Raw genomic sequence first — 23,399 nt, forward strand, 5'->3', positions numbered from 1 at the left:
GGTGGAACGGCATGGGTGTGTGAGGGTGCGGTAGGCACCCATAGCGTTCCACTCGCGCCCCGCGCCGCTGACGGGTGGAACGGTATGGGTGTGTGGGGCCGCCGTCACGAATTGGCCGGGATGTCGACGGTCGCCCCGTGCCGCCATTCCATCACCACCGCTCGCGCGCCATGACCCGGCCGGCGATCAAGGAATTCGCGTCATCGTGGAGATCGACTTCGACACAACCTCCTTGATCACGTCAAAGGGGGTTGAGCGGGCGGGAGGCTGTCAGGTGTGGGATGTCGCGGCCAGGGAGTGGGCGTAGGCGGCGGGGGAGATGCCGGCTACGGCGGTGAAATCGCGGACCAGGTGCGCCTGGTCGGCGTACCCCAGGTCGGCGGCGACCCGCGACCAGTCCAGCGGGCCGGCGGTGGCCTGCTCGATCGCCTCCTGGAGCCGGTAGCGGCGGATCACCCACTTCGGACCGACGCCGACGTGGTCGAGGAAGAGCCGCTGGAGTCGGCGGGTGGAGACAGCACGCCGCCGGGCGAGGTCGGCCACCCGCCGCACGCTCCGGTCGGCGCGGATCTCCTCGACCAGTGCGATGGCCTCGGCGGCGGCCGGGTCCGGCGCCGGCGCCCAAGCGGTCAGCAGGGTGTCCAGCCGTTGGCACCGCTCGTCGTCGCCGCCCGGACAGACCGGCCCGGCTCCGGCGGTCAGGTCGGCCCCGGCGAGTGGGATGCGGTGACCGGTCAGCTCGGCCACCGGGCGCCGCCAGAACGGGCGGAAGCCGCCCGGGCGGAACTGGACGCCGGTGACCCGCCCCGCGCCGTGCAACGTGACCGTGAACAGGCCGGCGCCGACGCCGGCGATCTCGCCGTGCTCGGCCGCGCCGTCCTGCGCCTGGAACACCACGTTGACCGCCGGGTGCGGCACGACCCGCTGGACGAACGGTTCGGGCAGGTCCCAGTCGATCAACCAGTAGTGCTCCACCCATGGTCGCAACGACGGATCGGGCAACCGGCGCCGGAACCGGACCTGCCGCAGCAGCCGGCCGGGATCGAGGATTCCCCGGCTGTCCCGTCGCGGTTCGTGTCGCATTTCTTCAAGACCGTCCTCATACGCTGGCCCTATGACCACGAAGACTAGTGAGCTGCTGGCCGTGGCCGCGCCGGGCACGGCGGCCGTGGTGCGCGGCATCGCCGACGACCAGCTCGACCGCCCTACTCCGTGCCCCGACTACACGGTGCGCCACCTGCTCAACCACCTGTTCGACGTAGTGGTCAACTTTCAGGCGATGGCCCGGCGGGAGGAGGTCGACTGGTCGGGCAAGACCGACCACCTGACCGACGGCTGGCGGGACCGGTTCGCGACGGAGGCGGCGCGGCTGACCGAGGCGTGGTCGGACCCGGCCGCGTTGGAGGGCGTCTCGCCGGGCATGGGGCTGCCGCAGGAGACGGTCGGCCTGATGGGGCTGATCGACCTCACCGTGCACGGCTGGGACCTCGCTCGGGCCACCGGTCAGGAGTTTGCGGCGGACCCGTCGGTGGTGGCCGCCGGGCACGAGTTCATGGACCGGATGGGCGACATGGGCCAGCGGATGGGCGCGTTCGGCGCGCCGGTGCCGACCGGCGCGGCACCCGGCACGCTGGCGGCGCTGCTCGGCCGGACCGGGCGCGAGCCGGCCTGGAGCCGCTGAACCCGACCCGCCCGGGCGCGAGCCGGCCTGGAGCCGCTGAACCGACCGGCCCGCGCGCCACCTGGCCGGCGGGTCAGCGACCGAGCAGGCCGGTGGACCCGGCGACCGCCAGGCCGATCACGGACGAGCAGCAGCAGATCGCGAGCGCGGCGGCGACCGCCACGAGGATCAGCCAGGTCGGCCCGCGCCGCGCCGCCACCCGCTCCTCCTCGGTCACCCCGGCAGTCTAGGGCGGGCAGGATGATGGTGCGATGGAGCTGATCTCGATCGACGACGTCCGGGCCGCCGCCGATGACGTGGCGGGCACCGCGCTGCGTACCCCGCTGCTGCCCACGGCCTGGGACGACGAGCTGTGGATCAAGCCGGAGAGCCTGCAACCGGTCGGGTCGTTCAAGCTGCGTGGCGCCACCCACGCGGTGGCCCGGCTCGACCCGGCGGTCCGGTCCCGGGGCGTGGTCACCCACTCCTCCGGCAACCACGGCCAGGCGCTGGCGTACGTGGCCCGTACGTTCGGTGTGGCCTGCGTGGTGGTGGTGCCCGAGGGCGCGCCGGAGGTCAAGGTGGCGCGGATGCGGGCGCTCGGCGCGGACGTGCTCCCGGTGCCGCCGGCCCGTCGGCTCGCCGAGGCGGAACGGATCGTGGCGGAGACCGGCGGGGCGTTGGTGCCACCGTTCGACCATCCGGCGGTCATCGCCGGCCAGGGCACCGTCGGGTTGGAGATCGTCGCCGACCTGCCGGACGTGGACGTGGTCCTGGTGCCGGTCGGCGGCGGCGGACTCGGTTCGGGCGTCGCCACGGCGGTCAAGGCCCTGCGCCCGGCGGCTGCCGTGATCGGCGTGGAGCCGGCGCTGGCCGCCGATGCCCAGGAGTCGCTCGCCGTGGGCGAGGTGGTGGTCTGGGACGTCGAACGCACCTACCGGACGTGCGCGGACGGGCTGCGCACCAACCTGTCCGCGTTGACGCTGGCCCATCTGCGGGAGCGGCTGGACGGCATCGTCACGGTGACCGAGGACGAGATCATGGCGGCGGCCGGCCGGCTGCTGCGGGACGCGCGGCTGGTGGCCGAGCCGAGCGGCGCGGTCGCGACGGCCGCCCGGCTGTTCCACCGCGACGAGCTGCCGGCCGGGCGGACCGTCGCGGTGGTGAGCGGCGGGAACGCGGATGCGGCGGTGCTGTCCGCGGTTATACGAGGCCGAGGCGGTCCAGCGTCCACGCGTTGACGAACGCCTCCTCGCGCCAGGCGTCGTACCGGCCGCTGGGCCCGCCGTGGCCGGCGCCCATCTCGGTCTTGAGCAGGTAGTCGCCCTGCGGGGCGACCGCGCGCAGCCGGGCGATCCACTTGGCCGGCTCGTGGTAGAGCACCCGGGTGTCGTTGAGGCTCGTCACCGCCAGGATGGCCGGGTAGTCGGCGGCGGTCACGTTCTCGTACGGGGTGTAGGACTTCATGTAGGCGTAGACCTCGGGGTCGTCCAGCGGGTTGCCCCACTCCTCCCACTCGGTGACCGTCAGCGGCAGCGACGGGTCGAGGATCGAGGTGAGCGCGTCCACGAACGGCACCTGCGCGACGATCCCGGCGAATGCGTCCGGCGCGAGGTTGGCCACCGCGCCCATCAGCAGGCCGCCGGCGGACGCGCCCCGGGCGACCAGCCGGTCGCTCGCCGTCCAGCCGGCCTTGACCAGGTGCCGGGCGCAGGCCACGAAGTCGGTGAACGTGTTCTTCTTGGCCAGCAGCTTGCCCTCGTCGTACCAGCGCCGGCCCAGCTCACCACCGCCGCGGATGTGCGCGACGGCGAAGATGACGCCACGGTCGAGCAGGCTCAGCCGGGCGATCGAGAACCAGGGATCCATGCTGGCCTCGTACGACCCGTAGCCGTAGATGACCGCGGGCGCGGAGCCGTCGCGCGGGGTGTCCCGGCGGCAGACCAGGGAGATCGGCACCCGGGTGCCGTCGTCGGCCAGCGCCCAGTCGCGGTGCTGCTCGTAGTCGGCCGGGTCGTACGCCCGCCCGTCGGGCCCGGGCCGCACCGGCTTCTGCCGCAGCAGCGTCAGCTCACGGCTGGTCAGGTCGTAGTCGTAGACCGAGTCGGGGGTGACGAGCGAGGTGTAGCGCAGCCGGACCGTGCCGGTGCGGTATTCCGGGTTGGCGTCCAGCCCGACGCTGTAGATCGGCTCGGGGAAGTCGATGTCCCAACTGTCGTCGCTGCCGATCGGCAGCACCCGCAGCCCGGTCAGCCCGTTGCCGCGCAGCGAGACGACGAGGTGGTTCTCGAACGCGTCGACAGCCTCCAACCGGGTGCCCGGGGTGTGCGGGATCAGCGGCGTCCAGTCGCCCGGCGCGTCCGCCGAGGTGTACGCGAGCGCGAAGTCCTCCGCGCCGTCGTTGTGCAGGATCAGGAAGCGGTGGCCGTGGTGTTCGACCGCGTACTCGACGCCCTGCCGGCGCGGCGCGACGATTGCCGGCTCGCCGGTGGGGTTGGACGCCGGGATCACCCGTACCTCGCTGGTGATCTTGCTGTGGATGTCGATCACCACGAAGCGCTCGGAGCGGGTCAGCTCGACGCCCACCCAGAAGCGCTCGTCGTCCTCCTGGTGGACCACCACGTCCTCGCTCGACGGGGTGCCGACGGTGTGCCGCCACACCCGGTTCGGCCGCCACGTGTCGTCCACGGTGACGTAGAAGAGCGTGGAGGCGTCGCTCGACCATGCGGTGCCGTAGAACGTGTCCGGCACCTCGTCAGGCCGCAGCTCCCCGGTGGACAGATCCTTGATCCGCAGGGTGAACCGCTCGTCGCCGGAATAGTCGGTGGAGTAGGCCAGCCAGCGCCCGTCCGGGCTCACGTCGAACGCGCCGAGGGACAGGAAGTCGTGCCCCTCGGCGAGCTGGTTGCCGTCGAGCAGCACCTCCTCGCCGTCGAGCGGGGCGCCGTCCGCGCTGACCGGGGGCGTGGTCTCGCCGGGGCGGACGCTGCGTCGGCACTGCACGCCGTACTGCTGCCCCTCGACCGTGCGGGTGTAGTACCAGTGGTCGCCCTTGCGGGTCGGCACCGACAGGTCGGTCTCCTGGGTGCGCCGGCGGGTCTCCTCGAACAGCTCCGCCCGCAGCCCGTCCAGGTGCGCGGTGCGCGCCTCGGTGTAGGCGTTCTCGGCCTCCAGGTAGGCGATCGTCTCCGGGTCGTCCTTCGTGGCGAGCCAGGCGTACTCGTCGACGACGGTGTCACCGTGATGGGTCCGCTCGGCCGGAACGCGCTTCGCCGTGGGCTGTGGGGTCGTGGTCACGGCGCCACGTTACCGGTCGGCGGGCCGCCGCCGGGCGTCCGCGCCGCGCGAATCCGCCGACCCGCCGTCAGCTTTTTAGAACATGTGTACGATAGCCGGCATGGCGGCTGCTGCGCGTTCCATCGACCGACCCGGAGCCCTTGAGATCACCCGGAAGCTGGCCGAGATCTGCGGTCCGCCGTTCGCCCGTGTCGCCGGCCCGGCCGACGACGTGGCCGGTCGCACCGCCCGCTGGGTGGCGGTGCCGGGCGGCCCACGCGCCGCCGCCGAGGTGCTTCGGCTGGCCGCGGCGCACGACCTGACCGTGGTGCCGCGCGGTGCCGGCACGAAGATCGACTGGGGGGCCGCCCCGGCCCGGGTCGACATCATGCTCGACACCGGCCGGCTGGCCGGTGTGTGGCACGAGCCGCGGGCCGCCGCGGTGGCCGAGATCGGTGCCGGCACGCCGCTGCGCGCCGTCCAGGCCACGCTGGGCCGCACCGGCCGACGCCTCCCGGTCGACGTGCCCTCGCCCGGGGCGACGCTGGGCGGGGTGCTGGCCGCCGACGAGGCCGGCCCGTTGCGTCACCGGCACGGCAGCCCGTGCGCGCAGATCGTCGGCGTGCGCTACCTCGACGCCGACGGCGAGCTGGTGAGCGTGGGCGAGTCCGGCACGGCGCGGCTCGGGCGGGCGGCCCCGGCGAGCGGCTTCGACGTCGGTGGCCTGTTCGCGGCCGATGAGGATGGCGACGAGGGCGGCGCGGCCGGGTTCGGCGGTGGCGGCTCGGGCGGCGGCGGTGTCGCGGCGGAGTTCGGCCGTGGCGGTCCGCCGCTGGGTGGTGGCGGCGCGGTGCTCGGTCGCGGCGACCTGCCGGGGCTGGACGTGGCCCGGCTGCTCTGCGGCTCGCAGGGCGGGCTCGGGGTGCTGGTCTCGGCGACCATGCGGGTGCAGGCGGTGCCGGCGGGCCGGGTCTGGGTGTCCCGTCCGGTCTGGACGCCGCTTGAGGTGCACGACCTGGTCCGCGCGGTGCTCGCCGCCGACGTCGAGCCGGCCGCGGTCGAGCTGGACCTGCCGGTCCCGGTGCCGCTGCCCCGCCGCCGGATCCCGGCGAGCCACCCGTCGGTGGTCGGGCGTCCCGACCATCCGGCGGTGACCGGGCGGCCGGCGGCGGGCAGCCTGGTGGTGCTGCTGGAGGGCGGCCCGTCCGACGTGGCGGAGCGGGCCGAGCGACTGACCGCGGTGCTCGGCGGTGAGGCCGTGGTCAACCATCACGCGCCCGAGTGGTGGGGGCGCTACCCGTTCGCCCCCGGCGACACCGCGCTGCGCATCGAGGTGCCGGTCGACGACCTGCACGCCGCGGTCTACGCGCTGCGCGACGCCGCCGGCGCCCCGATGCCGGTACGCGGGTCGGCCGGTGTCGGCACCGCGTACGCCGCCCTGCCCGGCGGGCTGTCACCCGAGCGGGTCGACTCGATCCTCACCGCGGTCCGCAGCGTGCTGATCGCCCGGCGGGGCCGGTGCGTGGTGGTGGCGGCGCCGCCTCCGGTGCGCCGCGCCGTCGACCTCTGGGGTGAGTTGCCGGCGCTGCCTCGGTTGCGCAGCGCCAAGGCGCACCTGGATCCGCACCGCAGGCTGGCCCCCGGTCGTCTCCCCGGCGGCCTCTGACCTCGGCCGGGCCGCCCGGTCAGGGGGTTTCGTTGCGGAGGACCAGGACGGCGATGTCGTCGCGTGGGGGCTCGGGGGAGAAGGCGATGGTGGCGGCGCGCAGCCGCGCGGCGACCACGTCGGCCGAGTAGCCGGCCAGCGGCGCCGCCGACTCGCGCAGCCGCTCGGTGCCGAACAGTTCCCGGCCACGTCGCCGCTCGGTCACCCCGTCCGTGTAGAAGATCAGCGCGTCGCCGGGCTTGAGCGCGACCTCCGCCGTCGGGGTGGTGATCGTGTCGAGCAGGCCGAGCGCGGTGCCGCTGGCGCCGACGAACGTCGCGCCGCCGCCGCCGTGCAGCAGCACCGGCCGGTCGTGGCCGGCCAGGTGCAGGGAGACGTCGAGCTGGTCCCCGTCGCCGGGCGCGACCGAGGCCAGTGCGAGTGTGCAGTAGCGCCCGCCGCCGCGTTCGACGAGCGTCTCGTTGAGCCGGCCGAGCACCTCCGGCAGTGGCTTGCCGTCACCCACCAGGACCCGGATCACGTCCCGCACCAGGCCGGTCACGGTGGCCGCCTGCACGCCCTTGCCGGAGACGTCACCGACCACCACCAGCCAGCGGTTGTCCGGCAGCGGCAGCACGTCGTAGAAGTCGCCGCCGACCTCGGCGTCGTCGCCGGTCGGGACGTACTCGGCGGCGAAGCCGATGCCCTCGACGAGCGGGAGCGCCGGCGGCAGCAGCGACTTCTGGAGGGCCTGCGCGACCCGGCGGCGCTCGGCGTGGATGCGGGCGTTCTCGATCGCCAGCGCGGCCCGCCGGGCCACGTCCTCCAGCACCGAGACCTCGTCCGGGTCGTGCCGGTGCCGCTGGTGCCGGCCCACGGCCAGGGTGCCGAGCCGCTGCCCGCGGGCGATCAACGGGACGGCGAAGCCCTCCATCGGCCCGCCCAGCGGCACCTGCGTCTGGCTGCGGGTCGCCTCGCGGAGCCGGGTCTGGACCGAGTCCGGGCCGGTCTCGGCGAGGAACCGGTGCAGGTGGGGCAGCATCGACTCGTCGGCGTGGCTGCACGCGGCGAGGCGCAGCCGCCCCCATTCGTCGGTGGTGTGCACCGCGCACCACTGGCCGAGCCGGGGGACCACGAGCTGCGGGATGAGCGCCATCGTCAGCTCGACGTCGAGCGACTGGGCGAGCAGCTCGCTCGCCTCGGCGAGGAAGGTGAGCCAGGCCGAGCGGCGTACGTCGGCCCGGCGCAGCCGGTCGTTCTCCAGGTGCAGCGAGAGGCGCTCGGCGGCCAGCACCGCGAGCGGCCGGGCGTACGTCGAGGGCGCCGCGTCCAGTTCCAGTTCGCCCGCGTACGGGCGGTGCACGGCGAGCGGGACACGCAACAGCTCGTTGCCCTCGCGCGGCTGCCGGCCGTAGCGGGCGAACACCTGGGTGCCCAGCCCGTCGCCCCGGTCGAGTCGGACCGTGCCCCCGGCGGCGCCCACCATCTCGGCCACCCGGGTCAGCAGCCCGGCGGCGAAGTCGGGCAGCGGTTCGTCGGCGTACGGGTCGGGGATGGTCTGCATGAGTTCGCTCATCGCCGCGGCGCTCGGGGTGCCCTCCTCCACCGGTTGCCCCGCCGCGCGGGCCGGCGGGGCGGACGGGCGGGCGGCTCCGGGCAGGCCGGGACGGTCCAGGCGAAACCAGACCCCCTTGCCGGTGGGGAGGTAGGTGGTGCCCCAGCGGCTGGCGAAGTGGTCGACGAGCAGCAGGCCACGCCCGCGCGCGGCCACCTCCGTGATGTCGGAGGTGGTGTTGCGGACGCCGACGGTGAGTTCGTCGACCGGGCCGGAGGCGAAGTCGGTGACCGTGACGGTGAACCCGGCCTGGTCGGCTTCGACCTCGATGTCCAGTTCGGTGCGCGCGTGCTCGACCGCGTTCGTGGTCAGCTCGGTGGTGAGCAGGAGCGCCTCGTTGAGCAACTCGGGCAGGCCCACTTCGAGGAGCGTGGCGCGCACGAGCGCCCGGGCGGCGGCGGGGGTGCGCCGGTCGGCGGGGAGGCGGACACGTCGGACCTGCTCGTCCGCGCCGCCGCTGTGGGCCGGCTCAACCTCCGCTGACACCTTCACATCCTCCATCGCCGCCACCCCGGGTGCCAAGCGCCTCGCCCGAACCGGCCAACCGGGTGGATACCGTGCGTGACGCGCCACGAGCCCGGGGTGACCTCGACGGATGGCGCGGCACAATGATGGGATGGCTGCGTGTCGGCACGAGCCGGTGGGCCCCGAGCTGAGCGAGGAAAGATGACCACGGCGAAACAGTCGGTGACCGCGGATCCGTCCGCGACCGACCACGAGGTGCTCCTCGGCGAGCTGGTCGAGGCGCTGGAGCGGGTGGCCCGCGGTGACCTCCGGGTCCGCCTGCCGCGACGGGCGGGGCTCTCCGGTGAGGTCGCCGACGCCTTCAACGACGTGGTGTCGCTCCAGGAACGGCAGCACCTGGACCTGCGCCGGATCAGCCGGATCGTGGGCCGGGACGGGCGGCTGACCGAGCGCCTGGACGACGAGGGACTGGAGGGCACCTGGGCGGAGGGGCGGCGGGCGGTCAACTCGCTCATCGACGACCTGGGCCGACCGGCCACCGAGATCGCCCGGGTCATCGTGGCGGTGGCCGACGGCGATCTCTCCCAGCACATGGCGCTGGAGATCGACGGTCGCCCGCTGCGCGGTGAATATCTGCGCATCGGCCGGACCGTGAACACCATGGTCGACCAGCTCTCGTCGTTCGCCGACGAGGTGACGCGGGTGGCCCGCGAGGTGGGCACCGAGGGCAAGCTGGGCGGCCAGGCGGACGTGCGCGGCGTGGCCGGCACCTGGAAGGACCTCACCGACTCGGTGAACACCATGGCGTCGAACCTGACCGGCCAGGTGCGGTCGATCTCGCAGGTGGCGACCGCGGTGGCGAAGGGCGACCTGTCGCAGAAGATCACCGTCGGGGCGCGCGGCGAGGTGGCCGAGCTGGCCGACACGATGAACTCGCTCACCGACACGTTGCGCCTCTTCGCCGAGCAGGTGACGCGGGTGGCCCGGGAGGTGGGCACCGAGGGCAAGCTCGGCGGCCAGGCGCAGGTGCCGGGCGTGGCCGGCACGTGGAAGGACCTGACCGACAACGTCAACTCGATGGCGTCGAACCTGACCAGTCAGGTCCGCAACATCGCCCAGGTGTCGACGGCGGTGGCCAAGGGTGACCTGTCGCAGAAGATCACGGTGGCGGCGCAGGGCGAGATCCTGGAGCTGAAGGACACCGTGAACACGATGGTGGACCAGCTCTCGTCGTTCGCCGACGAGGTGACGCGGGTGGCGCGCGAGGTGGGCATCGAGGGCAAGCTGGGCGGCCAGGCGCAGGTGCGTGGCGTCTCCGGCACCTGGCGCGACCTCACCGAGAACGTCAACCAGCTCGCCGGCAACCTGACCAGCCAGGTGCGCAACATCTCCCAGGTGTCCACGGCGGTGGCGAAGGGCGACCTGGGGCAGAAGATCACCGTGGACGCGCAGGGCGAGATCCTGGAGCTGAAGAACACCGTCAACACGATGGTGGACCAGCTCTCGTCGTTCGCCGACGAGGTGACCCGGGTGGCGCGCGAGGTGGGCACCGAGGGCAAGCTGGGTGGCCAGGCGCAGGTCAAGGGCGTGTCGGGTACGTGGCGGGACCTGACCGACAACGTGAACTCGATGGCGTCGAACCTGACCAGTCAGGTCCGCAACATCGCGTCGGTCACCACGGCGGTGGCGCGGGGCGACCTGGGGCAGAAGATCACGGTGGACGCCCGGGGAGAGATCCTGGAGCTGAAGTCGACGGTGAACACGATGGTGGATCAGTTGTCGTCGTTCGCCGACGAGGTGACCCGGGTGGCCCGGGAGGTGGGCACCGAGGGCAAGCTCGGCGGTCAGGCGCAGGTGCGCGGCGTGGCCGGCACCTGGCGCGACCTCACCGACAACGTGAACTCGATGGCGTCGAACCTCACCGCCCAGGTCCGCAACATCGCGCAGGTGTCGACGGCGGTGGCGAAGGGCGACCTGTCGCAGAAGATCACCGTGGACGCGCAGGGCGAGATCCTGGAGCTGAAGTCGACGGTGAACACGATGGTGGACCAGTTGTCGTCGTTCGCGGACGAGGTGACGCGGGTCGCGCGTGAGGTGGGCACCGAGGGTAAGTTGGGCGGTCAGGCCCAGGTCAAGGGCGTGTCGGGTACGTGGCGGGACCTGACCGACAACGTGAACTCGATGGGGTCGAACCTGACCAGCCAGGTCCGCAACATCGCGTCGGTCACCACGGCGGTGGCGCGGGGTGACCTGCGGCAGAAGATCACCGTGGACGCGCAGGGCGAGATCCTGGAGCTGAAGAACACCGTCAACACGATGGTGGACCAGCTCTCGTCGTTCGCCGACGAGGTGACGCGCGTCGCGCGCGAGGTGGGCACCGAGGGCAAGTTGGGTGGTCAGGCGCAGGTGAAGGGCGTCTCCGGCACCTGGCGCGACCTCACCGAGAACGTCAACCAGCTCGCGTCCACGCTCACCACGCAGTTGCGCGCCATCGCGCAGGTCTCCACGTCGGTGACCCGGGGCGACCTGACCCAGCGGATCAACGTCAAGGCCCAGGGCGAGGTCGCCGAGCTGAAGGACAACATCAACCAGATGATCGTCACCCTCCGGGAGACGACGAAGAAGAACGCCGAGCAGGGCTGGCTCGACTCCAACCTGGCCCGCATCGGCGGCCTGCTCCAGGGCCAGCGGGACCTGGGCGAGGTCTGCCGCATGATCATGATGGAGGTGACCCCGCTCGTCGACGCGCAACTCGGCGCGTTCTTCCTGGCGGACAGCTCCGAGGGCAGCATGCGGCTGCGGCTCACCGCCTCCTACGGGTACGTGGCCCGCGGGCACGACGTGACGTTCGGCCCCGGAGAGGGGCTGGTCGGCCAGGCCGCGCTGTCCCGCCGGACCATCCGGGTCAAGGCGCAGCCGGACGGGCGGCTGGTGGTCCGGTCCGGGCTGGCCGACACGCCCCCGGCCGACCTGGTGGTGCTCCCGGTGCTGTTCGAGGGCGAGCTGCTCGGCGTGATCGAGTTCGCCGGCGTCACCACCTTCTCCGACCTGCACCTGGCGTTCCTGGAGCGGCTGGTGCTCACCATCGGCGTCGCGGTCAACACCATCCAGGCCAACCGGCGTACGGAGGAGCTGCTGGCGCAGTCGCAGCGGCTGGCGCACGAGATGCAGGACCAGTCGGCGGAGTTGCAGCGTACGAACGCCGAGCTGGAGGACAAGGCGAAGCTGCTGTCGGAGCAGAAGGCCAACATCGAGACGCAGAACCGGGAGATCGAGCTGGCCCGGTTGGGCCTGGAGGAGAAGGCGCAGCAGCTCACCCGGGCGTCGGCGTACAAGTCGGAGTTCCTGGCCAACATGAGTCACGAGTTGCGGACGCCGCTGAACTCGCTGCTCCTGCTGGCCCGGCTGCTCGCGGAGAACCCGGAGCAGAACCTGAGCGCGAAGCAGATCGAGTTCGCCCGGACCATCCACAGCGCCGGTTCGGACCTGCTCTCGCTCATCGACGACATCCTCGACCTGTCCAAGATCGAGGCGGGGCGGATGGACGTGGAGCCGACCGAGGTCCCCTTCGCCGAGATCCGCGGGTACGTCGAGCAGGCGTTCGCGCCGCAGGCCGAGGAGAAGGGCCTGGACTTCCAGGTCCGGGTGAGCCGGGAGCTGCCGGTGGCCCTGGTCACCGACGCCCAGCGGTTGCAGCAGATCCTGCGCAACCTGCTCTCCAACGCGGTGAAGTTCACCGACAACGGCGCGGTGACGCTGCGGATCGGTCCGGCCGCCGAGAACGCCGTCTTCGACGTGCCGGCGCTCACGAACGCCCAGCGGGTGATCGCGTTCACCGTGATCGACACCGGGATCGGCGTCTCGGACGACAAGCTCTCGCTGATCTTCGAGGCGTTCCAGCAGGCCGACGGCACGACCAGTCGGCGTTACGGCGGCACCGGGCTCGGCCTGTCGATCAGTCGGGATCTGGCCCGCCTGCTCGGCGGCACGATCACCGTGTCGTCCGCGCCCGGGCAGGGCTCGACGTTCACCCTCTTCGTACCGGATGTGCTGGCGCCGGACGCGGTGGTGGCGCCGTCGCCACCGTCGCCGAGTCGCGCGGGCCTGCCGTCGTCGCTGTTGATGCCGATGGAGTTGCCGCAGCCGCAGGAGACGCCGGCCACCCGGCGGCTGGACGGCGTGACCGTGCTGATCATCGACGACGACGTGCGGAACGTGTTCGCGCTGACGTCCGCGTTGGAACTGCACGGGATGACCGTGTTGTACTCGGACAACGGGGTGGACGGCGTGCGCCAGCTCGCCGAGCATCCGGAGGTGGACATCGTCCTGATGGACGCGATGATGCCGGACCAGGACGGATACGAGACGACCGCGCAGATCCGCCGCAACCACCGCTTCGCGGACCTGCCGATCGTGTTCCTGACCGCCAAGGCGATGCCCGGCGACCGGGAGTCGGCGTTGGCGGCCGGCGGCAGTGACTACATCACCAAGCCGGTGGACCTGGACGAGCTGATCGGGCTGATGGCGTCCTGGATCGGCCGGAGCAAAGGCGAGGAGAACGCGTGACGCAGTCGGCCAAGGCCCTGCTGGTGGACGACCGGCGGGAGAACCTGATGGCGTTGGAGGCGATCCTCCAGGGTCTCCAGGTGCAGTCGGTCGCGGTGGAGAGCGGTGAGGCCGCGCTCAAGCAGTTGCTTGTGGACGACTTCGCGGTGATCCTGCTGGACGCCCAGATGCCGGACATGGACGGCTTCGAGACCGCCACCCACATCAAGCGGCGGGAGCGGACCCGGCACGTGCCGATCATCTTCCTCACCGCGGCGGACAAGGACGCCCAACTCGCGCTGCGCGGCTACCAGGTCGGCGCGGTGGACTACCTGACCAAGCCGTTCGACCCGTGGGTGCTGCGGGCCAAGGTGACGGTCTTCGTGGAGCTGTGGGTGAAGACCCGGCAGCTCGCCGCCCAGTCGGACCTGGTGCGGGAACGGGACGTGCAGATGCGGCGTCTCACCGAGGCGGTGGACTCCGCGACCGCGCTGTTGCGCGCCGACGACGACCCGGCGGCCCGGGAGCGGGCGGCGGACCTGCTGGAGCAGGCCCGCTGGGGCAACACCCGCTGACGGCTCAGTCGGCCGGGCGAGCGTGCCCGGTCGCGGCCCGCCGGGCCCGCCAGCGGTCGCCGAGCGCTTCCACCTCCTCCTGTACGAAGAGGAAGAAGTCCCGCATCTCGGCGACCCGTTCGCCGGCCGGGGTGCTCCGCCCGTGCAGCGCCTCGACGCCGCCGCCGGCGATGTCGATGAAGTTCTTGTAGAGCGTGGTCTTGGTGATGGTGGCTTCGTACCACGGGTTGTCGGGCATCCGGTAGCGGTCGCGCCGGGAGCCCTTGACCGGCTCGCGGACCAGCATGGCGAACTGCGTCAGGTAGCGCACCGCGCCGGAGACGGCCGCCGCGCTGACGCCCAGCCGCTCGCCGATCTCGCCCGCGGTCAGCGGTTCGTCGGCGCTCATCACGGCGAACAGGACCCGGGCGGCCATCCGGGGGAAGCCCACGTCGGCGAAGGCCATCGCCATCCGTTCGACGAAGAGGTGGACCTCGTCCTCGTCGGGTCGGGGCGGCTCGTTCATGGTCGGCTCCTCGACGGTCACCCTGCGACCCTACAGTCTTCACAACTTTCTGAAATTAGCGTAGCTTCCGAACCATGGAAACTTCCATCGAGGTGTCCGGCCTGGTGAAGACGTTCGGCCGCACCCGAGCACTCGACGGACTCGACCTGACCGTCCGCACCGGCGAGGTCCACGGCTTCCTCGGGCCGAACGGCTCCGGCAAGTCGACCACCATCCGGGTGCTGCTCGGACTGCTGCGGGCGGACGCGGGGGCCGTCCGACTGCTCGGCGGCGACCCGTGGCGCGACGCCGTCGCCCTGCACCGTCGCCTCGCGTACGTGCCCGGCGACGTCACGCTCTGGCCCAACCTCAGCGGTGGCGAGGTGATCGACCTGCTCGGCCGGATGCGCGGCGGGCTCGACCCGAAGCGCCGCGCCGAGCTGCTGGAGTCGTTCGAGCTGGACCCGCGCAAGAAGGGCCGCACCTACTCCAAGGGCAACCGGCAGAAGGTCGGCCTGGTGGCCGCGCTCGCCTCCGACGTCGACCTGCTCATCCTCGACGAGCCGACCTCCGGGCTCGACCCGCTGATGGAGGAGGTCTTCCAGCACTGGGTCCGCCGGGCCCGCCACGACGGCCGCACCGTGCTGCTCTCCAGCCACATCCTGGCCGAGGTGGAGGCGCTCTGCGACCGGGTGACGATCATCCGGGCCGGCCGGGCGGTGGAGTCCGGCACCCTCGGCGACCTGCGCCACCTGCACCGCACCGCGATCGACGCCGAGGTCGCCGCCCCGCTCGACGGGCTGGCCGACCTGCCCGGCGTGCACGACCTGCGGGTGGACGGGCGCCGGGTGCGCTTCGACGTGGACGCCGCCGCGCTCGACGCCGCCCTGCGCCGCCTCACCGAGCTGGGCGTACGCAGCCTGGTCAGCACGCCGCCGACGCTTGAGGAGCTGTTCCTGCGGCACTACGAGACGGCCGACCGGTGAGCACGCTCACCGGGACCCGGCACCTGGTCCGGCTGATCCTGCGCCGTGACCGGCTGCTGCTGCCGCTCTGGGTGCTGGTCCTCGCCGCCCTGCCCGTGTCGTACGCGGCCAGCTTCCTCGAACTGTTCCCCACCGCCGCCGAGCGGGCCGCGTACACCGAGGGCACCGCCCGCAACCCCTCCATCGTCGCGCTCCTCGGCCCGGTCTACGGCGACAGCGTCGGCGCGTTGACCGCCCAGCGCAGCGGCTTCCTGCTGGTGATCATCGCCCTGGCCAGCCTGCTCACCGTGATCCGGCACACCCGCACCGAGGAGGAGGCCGGCCGGCGGGAACTGCTCGGCGGCAGCGTGCTCGGCCGGTACGCCGGGCTGACCGCCGCGCTGCTCGTCACGTACGCGGCCGACCTGCTGCTCGGCCTGCTCACCGCCGCCGGGCTCGCCTCGACCGGGCTGCCCGCCGCCGGCTCGTTCGCGTACGGCCTGGTCGCCGCGCTCACCGGGATGGTGTTCGCCACCCTCGGCGGGCTGGCCGCGCAGCTCACCGAGACCGCGGGCGGGGCACGGGGCATCGGCATCGCCGGCCTCGGCACCGCGTTCGGGCTGCGTCTGGTCGGGGACACCGCCGGCAACGACTGGCCGAGCTGGCTGTCCCCGCTGGGCTGGGCGGCCCGGATCCGGGCCTACGTGGGGGAGCGGTGGTGGGTGCCGCTGCTGCCGCTTGCTGCCACGGCGCTGCTCGCGGCGCTCGCGTACCCGGTCTCGGTCCGCCGTGACCTGGGTGCGGGCCTGCTGCCGCCCCGACTCGGCCCGGCCACCGCCGGCGGCGCGCTGTCCGGGCCGTTCGGCCTGGCCTGGCGGCTGCACCGGGGGCAGATCCTCTGGTGGTCGGTCGGGTTCGGCCTGCTCGGGCTGATCCTCGGCGGCGCCGCGGAGGCGGCCGGCCGCTCGGTGGAGGGCAACGCGCAACTGGAGGAGATCATGTCCCGGCTCGGCGGGGCCGCCGGGCTGGCCGACGCCTACCTGGGCGCCACGTTGAGCGTGACCGGGCTGGCCGCGGCCGGGTACGGCATCCAGGCCGCGCTGCGGATGCGCGCGGAGGAGTCCGCCGGCCGGGCCGAGCCGGTGCTCGCCACCGGCACCCGCCGCTCGACTTGGCTGCTCTCACACGTCGTGTTCGCGCTGCTCGGGCCGGTCGTGGTGCTCGTGGTGACCGGTCTGACCACCGGCCTGACCTACGGGTTCAGCGTGGGCGACGTGCCCCGGCAGGTGGGCCGGATGATGGGCGCGGCCCTGGCCCAGGCGCCGGCCGCCTGGGTGCTGGCCGGGCTCGCCGTGCTGCTGTACGGACTGCTGCCCCGGCTCGCGTCGGCCGCCTGGGCGGTGCTGGCGGTCTGCGTGCTCCTCGGCCAGCTCGGCGCCGTGCTGCGCCTGGACCGGTGGCTGCTGGACCTGTCCCCGTTCACGCACACCCCGCAGGTGCTGCGCGCCGCGTGGAGCCCCACCCCGCTCTACCTGCTGACCGCCCTGGCCGTGGCACTTGCCGTCGCCGGCCTGCTCACCTTCCGCCGCCGCGACCTCCCGGTCACCTGACCTGGGGTGGCGGCGGTCAGGAAGCGGTTTCGTTGCGGATCATCAGGGCGCTGCGCAGGCCGGTGATGTCCAGGACGCGGATCAGGAAGTCGCCGACGTTGCTCAGCATCAGCACGCACTGCATGTGGCTGGCCTTGCGGCTGAGCACCACGAGCGTGCCGAGGCCCTGGGAGTCGCAGAACGTCACACCGCCCAGGTCGAGCACGATGCGCGGGGGAGGATCCGCCAGCACCTCGTTGACCACCGTCGAGAGCTGGGCGGCCGTGAGCATGTCGATCTCACCGGCCAGGCGAAGCACGGCTTCGTCACCGGTCCGGTGTACGGTGATGGACAGTTCGGCACGATCCACCCGGTCAGCCTATCGCGATCTCAACCAACGGGCCTGTCGAGCGTCCCCGGTCGCCGCCGCGCATCTCCCCGCGACGGGTGAGGCGGGTAACGCCGTTTCGGGGTGGCTGCCAGCCGGCCGTCCGGCGCTGACACAATGGCGGCATCGTGACCGAGACCCTTTCCGCCGGATCCGGCCGCTACCCGGCTGACGCTCCGGCCTCCGAGGCCCTGTTCGATCGCGCCCAGGCTGTCGTGCCCGGCGGGGTCAACTCACCCGTGCGCGCGTTCGGCGCCGTCGGCGGCACCCCGCGCTTCATGGTCCGGGGGGAGGGACCGTGGCTCTTCGACGCGGACGGCCGTCGCTACGTCGACCTCGTCTGCTCCTGGGGCCCGCTGATCCTCGGCCACGCCCACCCGGCCGTGGTGGAGGCGCTGCGCGAGGCCGCCGCGCTGGGCACCAGCTTCGGCACGCCGACGCCCGGCGAGGTCGACCTGGCCGAGGAGATCGTCGCGCGGACGCCGGTGGAGCAGGTCCGCCTGGTCAACTCCGGCACCGAGGCGACCATGTCGGCGATCCGGCTGGCCCGCGGCTTCACCGGTCGCAGCAAGATCATCAAGTTCGCCGGCTGCTACCACGGCCACTCGGACGGGCTGCTCGCCGCCGCCGGCTCCGGCGTGGCCACGTTCGGCCTGCCCGACTCGCCCGGTGTGACCGGGGCGGCGGCCGGTGACACCATCGTGCTGCCCTACAACGACCCGCGCGCGGTCGAAGACGCCTTCGCCGCCCAGGGACAGCACATCGCCGCGATCATCACCGAGGCGGCGGCCGGCAACATGGGCGTCGTCGCCCCCCGGGACGGCTTCAACGCCGAGCTGGCCCGGATCGCGCACGCCAACGGCGCGCTGCTCATCGTCGACGAGGTGATGACCGGGTTCCGGGTCTCCCGCGCCGGCTGGCACGGCCTCGACGCCTCCGACGCCGACCTGTGGACGTACGGGAAGGTCATGGGGGGTGGCCTGCCCGCCGCGGCGTTCGGCGGGCGCGCGGAGATCATGGCGAGACTGGCCCCGGCCGGCCCGGTCTACCAGGCCGGCACGCTGTCGGGTAACCCGCTCGCGTGCGCGGCCGGGCTGGCCACGCTGCGGCTGGCCGACGACGCGCTCTACCGCCGTCTCGACGAGACGTCCGCCGCGCTCGGCAAGCTCGTCACCGAGGCGCTGTCGGAGGCCGGCGTGCCGCACCGCCTCTCCACCGCGGGCAACATGTTCTCGATCTTCTTCACCGACGCCGACGTGCGCGACTACGACAGCGCCCGCACCCAGCAGGTGCCGGCGTTCAAGGCGTTCTTCCACACGATGCTCGCCGCCGGCGTCTACCTGCCGCCGAGCGCGTTCGAGTCGTGGTTCGTCTCGACGGCGATCGACGACGCCGCGTGGGAGCAGATCGCCGCCGCCCTGCCGGAGGCGGCGCGGGCGGCGGCAGCGGCCGGGACACGGGGGTAACCAGATGGCGGAGACGGTGGTGCACGTGCTGCGGCACGGCGAGGTCTACAACCCGGACGGCATCCTCTACGGCCGGCTGCCCGGATTCCGCCTCTCCGAGCTGGGCGTGCAGATGGCCAAGGCAGCCGCCCAGGCGCTCGCCGAGCGGACCGTGGTGCACGTGGTGGCGAGCCCGCTGGAACGCGCCCAGCAGACCGCCGAGCCGATCGCGGCGCAGTTCGGCCTCTCCGTCGGCGTCGACGAGCGGCTGATCGAGAGCGCGAACTGGTTCGAGGGCAAGAAGGTCTCGCCCGGCGACGGCTCGTTCCGCGACCCGCGTAACTGGTGGGTGCTGCGCGACCCGGTCACCCCGTCCTGGGGCGAGGCGTACCAGGCGATCGCCGAGCGGATGTTCGCCGCGTTGCACGCCGCCCGGGTCGCCGCCGAGGGGCGCGAGGCGGTGCTCGTCTCGCACCAGCTCCCGATCTGGACGCTGCGCCGGCACGTCGAGCGCAAGCGGCTCTGGCACGACCCCCGCCGCCGGCAGTGCGGCCTGGCCAGCCTCACCTCGTTCCACTTCGACGGGGCCAGGATCGCCGGGATCGGCTACTCCGAGCCGGCGGCCCACCTGATCGCGATCTCGCCGACCGCCCGGACGGCCAAGGGGGCCTGATGCTCACCCGGAGGCTCGCCGCCGCCCTGCTCGCCGCCGTCACCGCCGGCACGGCGCTGGCCGGTTGCACCTCCGGCAGTCAGGAGAGCCGGTGCGAGGCCGACGGGCTCACCGTGAGCTGCGCCCCGGACCAGCGCGCCAAGACCCCGAAGGTGAGCGGCGAGCTGCTCACCGGCGGAGACTACGACATCACCCGCGATCGCGGGCAGGTCGTGGTGGTCAACTTCTGGGGCTCCTGGTGCGCGCCCTGCCGTGCCGAGGCGGAGGACCTGGAGGGCACCTACCAGGCCACCAAGGCCGCCGGCGTGACGTTCCTCGGCATCAACGTGCAGGACAGCAGGGACAAGGCGATCGCGTTCGAGGAGGGCCGGGTCACCTATCCGAGTATCTTCGACCCGTCCAGCCGGCAGGCGCTCAACTTCGACATCCCACCGAACAGCACCCCGGCCACGGTGGTGCTCGACCGGGACGGGCGGATCGCGGTGGTGATCCGCCGCGCGGTCACCCAGGACGAGCTGCGGCCGATCGTGGAGCGAGTCGCCGCCGAGCAGCCGGCACCGAACGGATCCCGCTGATGGGCGAGACGTTCGCCCAGCTCGCCTCGTCGGGTCCGCTGCTGCTGGCGGTGGGCGCGGCGGCCCTCGCCGGCCTGGTGAGCTTCCTCTCCCCCTGCGTGCTCCCCCTGATGCCCGGCTACCTCTCCTACGTCACGGGCCTGGCCGGCGCCGACCTGGAGGGTGCAAGGAGGGGGCCCCGCTTAACGGATTCGGTAGAGGCGGGGCCCCCGCTTAACACCAGCGCCGGCGGCGGCGCCGGCGGGAGCGTGGGCGTCGCGGAGCGGGCGGCGCCGACACGGACCACCGCCGCCGTGAAAGGGCGGGTGCTCGCCGGCACGCTGCTGTTCATCGGCGGCTTCACCGCCGTGTTCGTCGCCACCGCGGTCCTCTTCTCCGGCGTCGGCAAGCTCTTCTTCCGGTACGAGCGCCCGCTGGAGATCGTCATCGGCGTGCTCGTGGTGGTGCTCGGGCTGGGCTACCTCGGCGTGGTCCCGGGCATGCAGCGCGAGTTCCGCATCCGCGCCCTGCCCGCCGCCGGCCTGCTCGGCGCGCCCGTGCTCGGCGCGGTCTTCGCGCTGAGCTGGCTGCCCTGCACCGGGCCGACGCTCGGCGCGGTGCTCGGCCTGGCCGCCACCGAGGGGAGCGCGGACCGGGCCGTGGTGCTCGCCGTGGCGTACTGCCTCGGGCTGGGGCTACCGTTCGTCGTCTTCGGGCTGGGCTTCCAGCGCCTGCTCGGGGTGTTCCGCGCGGTCCGGCGCAACAGCCGCTGGGTCACCCGCGTCGGCGGCGCCCTGCTGATCGTGATCGGCCTGGCGCTCGTCACGGGCGGCTGGCAGAACGTGGTGATCTGGTTGCAGACGCACGTGGGCGTGGGTGAGGTGAGCATCTGATGACGACCGTGGACGACCGGCCGGGCACCCCGCCGGCCAAGGCACCCCGGCGGGTCAACCCGGTGCTGGCCCTGCTGCGCAACTCGTGGCGGCAGCTCACCAGCATGCGTACCGCGTTGATTCTGCTCTTCCTGCTCGCGGTCGCCGCCATTCCCGGTTCGGTGCTGCCGCAGCGGGGGGTCAACCCGGAGAACGTCGACAAGTGGTTCGTCGACCACCCCGACCTGGCGCCCCGGCTGGACCAGATCGGCGCGTTCGGCGTCTTCGGCTCGGTCTGGTTCTCCGCGATCTACGTGCTGCTGTTCACCTCGCTGATCGGCTGCATCCTGCCCCGTACCCGCGATCACGTGCGCGCGTTGCGGCTGCGTCCGCCGGCCGCGCCGCGGCGGCTGGAGCGGCTGCCCCAGCACGCGGTGCTGGAGGCCCCGGCCGCCGCCGATCCGGCGGCGATCGCGGCGGTGCTGCGCCGCCGCCGGTGGCGGGTCACCGTCCGGGGCAACGAGGTCTCCGCCGAGAAGGGCTACCTCAAGGAGACCGGCAACCTGCTGTTCCACACGTCGCTGATCGCCGTCCTGCTCGGGGTCGCGGTCGGTTCGTGGTACGGGTGGCACGGCAACCGCATCCTGGTCGCGGGCGCGGACAACGAATTCTGCAACACCCGCCAGCAGTACGCCGAGGCGTCGCTCGGGCCGCGGGTGGACAGCGCCGACCTGCCGCCGTTCTGCCTGACGCTGGAGAAGTTCGAGGCCGACTACCTCGACTCCGGGCAGGCGTCCCGCTTCTGGGCCACGGTGAGCGTGGACTCCCCGGGCGGCGAGCCCCGCACCGCCGGCTTCTCGGTGAACTCGCCGCTGCGGCTCGGCCCGGCCAACGTCTACCTGCTCGGCAACGGCTACGCGCCGATCCTCAAATACACCGACAGGTACGGCAAGAGTCAGACCAGCGACGACCCGTTCCTGCGTACCGGCGACCCGAACGCGACCGAGGAGGGCGTGGCGCTCTTCCCGGACGCGAACGTGGACCCGAAGACCGGCAAGCGTGCCCCGGACCAGCAGGTCGCCTTCGACGGGCTCTACCTGCCCACCGCGCCCGACCGTGCGCCGTTCGTCGCGTCGCGGTTTCCGGCCGAGCGGGACCCGGCGGTGAACCTGACCGCCTACCGGGGCAACCTCGGGCTGGACGCCGGCATCCCCGGCTCGGTCTACCAGCTCGACCAGCGGCAGGTGGCCAACGGCAAGCTGAAGCAGGTCGGCACCAAGCTGCTGCGGCCCGGCGAGACGTGGACCCTGGACGACGGGAGCACGCTGGAGTTCGTCAGCACCAAGCCGTACGTCACGCTCGCCGTGCGGCACGCGCCCGGGCAGACGTTGCTGCTGGTGGCCAGCGGCACGCTGCTGCTCGGCCTGATGGGCTCGCTGTTCGCCCGCCGTCGCCGGGTCTGGTTCCGGGTGTCGCCCCCCGAGGGTGGATCTCCGACGAGCGGTAGTAGCTTGGTGGAGGCCGGTGGGCTCCCGCGTACCGAGCACCCAGGGTTCGCCGACGAGTTCGCGCAGCTCGTCGCCGCGGTCGGCGGCGACGGGCCGGACGAACGGCGGGCGCGAGAAGGAGACGAGTGATGTCCGCACTCTCCGATCAGTTGGTCACGTTCGCGATCCTGGCGTACCTGGTCGCGATGATCAGCCACGCCGTGGAGTTCGCGCTGGGCAACGCCCGGAAGGTGGCCGTGGCCGCCCCGGACCGGGAGCTGGTCGGTGCGGGCGTCGGCGGCCCGGGCGGCCCGCTCGACCAGCCGGTCGTCTCGGCCGTGACCCGACCGGACCGCTCCGCCGACCGGGCGGTGCTGGCCGGGCGGATCGCCGCCGGGCTCACCGCGCTCGCCGCCGCGCTGCACCTGGGCGCCGTGGTCACCCGGGGGCTCGCGGCCGAGCGGATGCCCTGGGGCAACATGTACGAGTTCGTGCTCACGGTCACCTGGACCGGGGCGGCGGCGTGGCTCGTGGTGCTCTGGAAGCAGCCGTCGCTGCGCCGGCTCGGGCTGTTCCTGACCCTGGTGATGGTGCTGCTGCTGGCGTTCGCCGAGCTGAAGCTCTATGTCCAGGTGGTGCCGCTGATGCCGGCGCTCCAGTCGTACTGGTTCGTCATCCACGTGTCGACGATCATCTTCGCCTCGGGCATCTTCCTGCTGGGCGTGGTGCCCGCCGCCGCGTACCTGATGCGGGCCGGCTGGGAACGGGGGAAGCGCAGCTTCCCGTACACCCTGGCCCGGCGGCTGCCGGCGGCGGCCGGGCTGGAGCGGTTGACCTTCACGCTGCACGCCTTCGCGTTCCCGATCTTCACGTTCGCGGTGATCGCCGGGGCGATCTGGGCCGAGGCGGCGTGGGGTCGCGCCTGGGGTTGGGACCCGAAGGAGACCTGGGCGTTCATCTCGTGGGTGGTCTACGCGGGCTATCTGCACGCCCGGGCCACGCCGAGCGTGCGGCGCAACGTGGCCACCTGGATCGCGGTCGTGGGCTTCCTGACCATGCTGATGAACCTGTTCGGGGTCAACTTCTTCTTCACCGGCCTGCACTCGTACGCCGGCGTCAACTGACCGCAGCGCCGCCGACCGCCGGGAGTCCCGCGACTCC

19 protein-coding genes are annotated in these 23,399 nt (G+C 72.8%); 13 read left to right on the forward strand and 6 right to left on the reverse strand.

Annotated elements, in window-relative coordinates; genetic code table 11:
- Positions 1–270 precede the first annotated feature (270 nt).
- Positions 271–1,083 (reverse strand): AraC family transcriptional regulator, encoded by an 813-nt coding sequence (locus tag O7619_RS05285; RefSeq protein ID WP_282286049.1) that lies wholly within the window; start codon positions 1,081–1,083, stop codon positions 271–273.
- 31 nt (positions 1,084–1,114) lie between these two features.
- Between O7619_RS05285 and O7619_RS05290 the strand changes: the two genes are divergently transcribed.
- Complete coding sequence (locus tag O7619_RS05290; protein ID WP_282286050.1) at positions 1,115–1,681, forward strand: TIGR03086 family metal-binding protein; 567 nt, start codon at positions 1,115–1,117, stop codon at positions 1,679–1,681.
- Between the two features lie 73 nt (positions 1,682–1,754).
- On the opposite strand, the gene O7619_RS05295 is transcribed toward O7619_RS05290, so the two are convergent.
- The gene (locus tag O7619_RS05295) at positions 1,755–1,898 is read right to left on the reverse strand and encodes a hypothetical protein (RefSeq protein WP_281585515.1); all 144 of its coding nucleotides are present in this window, start codon (positions 1,896–1,898) and stop codon (positions 1,755–1,757) included.
- Between the two features lie 34 nt (positions 1,899–1,932).
- On the opposite strand from O7619_RS05295, the gene O7619_RS05300 reads away from it, so the two are divergent.
- Entirely contained in the window at positions 1,933–2,901 is a 969-nt protein-coding gene (locus tag O7619_RS05300; RefSeq protein WP_282286053.1) for a pyridoxal-phosphate dependent enzyme, read from the forward strand.
- Here the strand turns inward: O7619_RS05300 and O7619_RS05305 are convergent.
- Positions 2,864–4,957 (reverse strand): S9 family peptidase, encoded by a 2,094-nt coding sequence (locus O7619_RS05305; protein ID WP_282286054.1) that lies wholly within the window; start codon positions 4,955–4,957, stop codon positions 2,864–2,866. The two genes, O7619_RS05300 and O7619_RS05305, sit on opposite strands and share 38 nt — an antisense overlap.
- Before the next feature lie 100 nt (positions 4,958–5,057).
- Between O7619_RS05305 and O7619_RS05310 the strand changes: the two genes are divergently transcribed.
- Complete coding sequence (locus tag O7619_RS05310; RefSeq protein WP_282286055.1) at positions 5,058–6,602, forward strand: FAD-binding oxidoreductase; 1,545 nt, start codon at positions 5,058–5,060, stop codon at positions 6,600–6,602.
- A 19-nt stretch (positions 6,603–6,621) separates the two neighbouring features.
- On the opposite strand, the gene O7619_RS05315 is transcribed toward O7619_RS05310, so the two are convergent.
- Positions 6,622–8,697 (reverse strand): SpoIIE family protein phosphatase, encoded by a 2,076-nt coding sequence (locus tag O7619_RS05315; protein WP_282286057.1) that lies wholly within the window; start codon positions 8,695–8,697, stop codon positions 6,622–6,624.
- Between the two features lie 165 nt (positions 8,698–8,862).
- Here O7619_RS05315 and O7619_RS05320 point away from each other — a divergent pair, with 165 nt between their 5' ends.
- On the forward strand, positions 8,863–13,227 hold the full coding sequence (locus tag O7619_RS05320; protein WP_282286059.1) for a HAMP domain-containing protein: 4,365 nt from the start codon (positions 8,863–8,865) through the stop codon (positions 13,225–13,227).
- The gene (locus O7619_RS05325; RefSeq protein WP_282286060.1) at positions 13,224–13,781 is read left to right on the forward strand and encodes a response regulator; all 558 of its coding nucleotides are present in this window, start codon (positions 13,224–13,226) and stop codon (positions 13,779–13,781) included. Before O7619_RS05320 ends, O7619_RS05325 begins: the two co-directional genes overlap by 4 nt.
- Positions 13,782–13,785: 4 nt before the next feature.
- Here the strand turns inward: O7619_RS05325 and O7619_RS05330 are convergent, their stop codons facing one another.
- The gene (locus O7619_RS05330; protein WP_282286061.1) at positions 13,786–14,307 is read right to left on the reverse strand and encodes a helix-turn-helix domain-containing protein; all 522 of its coding nucleotides are present in this window, start codon (positions 14,305–14,307) and stop codon (positions 13,786–13,788) included.
- A gap of 53 nt (positions 14,308–14,360) precedes the next feature.
- On the opposite strand from O7619_RS05330, the gene O7619_RS05335 reads away from it, so the two are divergent.
- Together O7619_RS05335 and O7619_RS05340 are read left to right on the forward strand one after the other, a co-directional pair.
- Positions 14,361–15,251 (forward strand): ABC transporter ATP-binding protein, encoded by an 891-nt coding sequence (locus tag O7619_RS05335; RefSeq protein WP_282286062.1) that lies wholly within the window; start codon positions 14,361–14,363, stop codon positions 15,249–15,251.
- Entirely contained in the window at positions 15,248–16,840 is a 1,593-nt protein-coding gene (locus tag O7619_RS05340) for an ABC transporter permease (protein ID WP_282286063.1), read from the forward strand. The genes O7619_RS05335 and O7619_RS05340 overlap by 4 nt, the downstream gene beginning before the upstream one ends.
- A 16-nt stretch (positions 16,841–16,856) precedes the next feature.
- On the opposite strand, the gene O7619_RS05345 is transcribed toward O7619_RS05340, so the two are convergent.
- Positions 16,857–17,189 carry an STAS domain-containing protein gene (locus O7619_RS05345; RefSeq protein ID WP_282286064.1) on the reverse strand — a complete coding sequence of 111 codons (333 nt, stop codon included), beginning with the start codon at positions 17,187–17,189 and terminating at the stop codon, positions 16,857–16,859.
- Between the two features lie 146 nt (positions 17,190–17,335).
- Between O7619_RS05345 and hemL the strand changes: the two genes are divergently transcribed.
- Genes hemL through ccsB form a run of 6 tightly spaced genes read left to right on the forward strand, consistent with a single transcriptional unit; the run spans position 17,336 to position 23,362 of the window.
- Positions 17,336–18,673, forward strand: coding sequence for a glutamate-1-semialdehyde 2,1-aminomutase (gene hemL, locus O7619_RS05350; protein WP_282286065.1), 1,338 nt, complete (start codon positions 17,336–17,338; stop codon positions 18,671–18,673).
- A gap of 4 nt (positions 18,674–18,677) precedes the next feature.
- Positions 18,678–19,325 carry a histidine phosphatase family protein gene (locus O7619_RS05355; RefSeq protein WP_282286066.1) on the forward strand — a complete coding sequence of 216 codons (648 nt, stop codon included), beginning with the start codon at positions 18,678–18,680 and terminating at the stop codon, positions 19,323–19,325.
- Complete coding sequence (locus O7619_RS05360) at positions 19,325–19,900, forward strand: TlpA disulfide reductase family protein (RefSeq protein WP_282286067.1); 576 nt, start codon at positions 19,325–19,327, stop codon at positions 19,898–19,900. The genes O7619_RS05355 and O7619_RS05360 overlap by 1 nt, the downstream gene beginning before the upstream one ends.
- Positions 19,900–20,772, forward strand: a complete 873-nt coding sequence (locus tag O7619_RS05365; protein ID WP_282286068.1) for a cytochrome c biogenesis protein CcdA — start codon at positions 19,900–19,902, stop codon at positions 20,770–20,772. The genes O7619_RS05360 and O7619_RS05365 overlap by 1 nt, the downstream gene beginning before the upstream one ends.
- Positions 20,772–22,388 carry a cytochrome c biogenesis protein ResB gene (locus tag O7619_RS05370; RefSeq protein ID WP_282286069.1) on the forward strand — a complete coding sequence of 539 codons (1,617 nt, stop codon included), beginning with the start codon at positions 20,772–20,774 and terminating at the stop codon, positions 22,386–22,388. Before O7619_RS05365 ends, O7619_RS05370 begins: the two co-directional genes overlap by 1 nt.
- Entirely contained in the window at positions 22,388–23,362 is a 975-nt protein-coding gene (ccsB, locus tag O7619_RS05375; protein WP_282286070.1) for a c-type cytochrome biogenesis protein CcsB, read from the forward strand. Before O7619_RS05370 ends, ccsB begins: the two co-directional genes overlap by 1 nt.
- Positions 23,363–23,399 lie beyond the last annotated feature (37 nt).

The organism is Micromonospora sp. WMMD998 (assembly GCF_029581235.1).
In the GTDB taxonomy this organism is placed as follows: Bacteria; Actinomycetota; Actinomycetes; order Mycobacteriales; family Micromonosporaceae; genus Micromonospora.

What these genes read in the sequence shown, in the direction of transcription:
- O7619_RS05300 (WP_282286053.1), top strand. Translation starts at nt 1,933, where the DNA reads ATGGAGCTGATCTCGATCGACGACGTCCGGGCCGCCGCCGATGACGTG.
- O7619_RS05360 (WP_282286067.1), top strand. Translation starts at nt 19,325, where the DNA reads ATGCTCACCCGGAGGCTCGCCGCCGCCCTGCTCGCCGCCGTCACCGCC.
- O7619_RS05285 (WP_282286049.1), bottom strand. Translation starts at nt 1,083, where the DNA reads ATGCGACACGAACCGCGACGGGACAGCCGGGGAATCCTCGATCCCGGC.
- O7619_RS05315 (WP_282286057.1), bottom strand. Translation starts at nt 8,697, where the DNA reads ATGGAGGATGTGAAGGTGTCAGCGGAGGTTGAGCCGGCCCACAGCGGC.
- ccsB (WP_282286070.1), top strand. Translation starts at nt 22,388, where the DNA reads ATGTCCGCACTCTCCGATCAGTTGGTCACGTTCGCGATCCTGGCGTAC.
- O7619_RS05355 (WP_282286066.1), top strand. Translation starts at nt 18,678, where the DNA reads ATGGCGGAGACGGTGGTGCACGTGCTGCGGCACGGCGAGGTCTACAAC.
- O7619_RS05290 (WP_282286050.1), top strand. Translation starts at nt 1,115, where the DNA reads ATGACCACGAAGACTAGTGAGCTGCTGGCCGTGGCCGCGCCGGGCACG.
- O7619_RS05320 (WP_282286059.1), top strand. Translation starts at nt 8,863, where the DNA reads ATGACCACGGCGAAACAGTCGGTGACCGCGGATCCGTCCGCGACCGAC.
- O7619_RS05370 (WP_282286069.1), top strand. Translation starts at nt 20,772, where the DNA reads ATGACGACCGTGGACGACCGGCCGGGCACCCCGCCGGCCAAGGCACCC.
- O7619_RS05310 (WP_282286055.1), top strand. Translation starts at nt 5,058, where the DNA reads ATGGCGGCTGCTGCGCGTTCCATCGACCGACCCGGAGCCCTTGAGATC.
- O7619_RS05335 (WP_282286062.1), top strand. Translation starts at nt 14,361, where the DNA reads ATGGAAACTTCCATCGAGGTGTCCGGCCTGGTGAAGACGTTCGGCCGC.
- O7619_RS05365 (WP_282286068.1), top strand. Translation starts at nt 19,900, where the DNA reads ATGGGCGAGACGTTCGCCCAGCTCGCCTCGTCGGGTCCGCTGCTGCTG.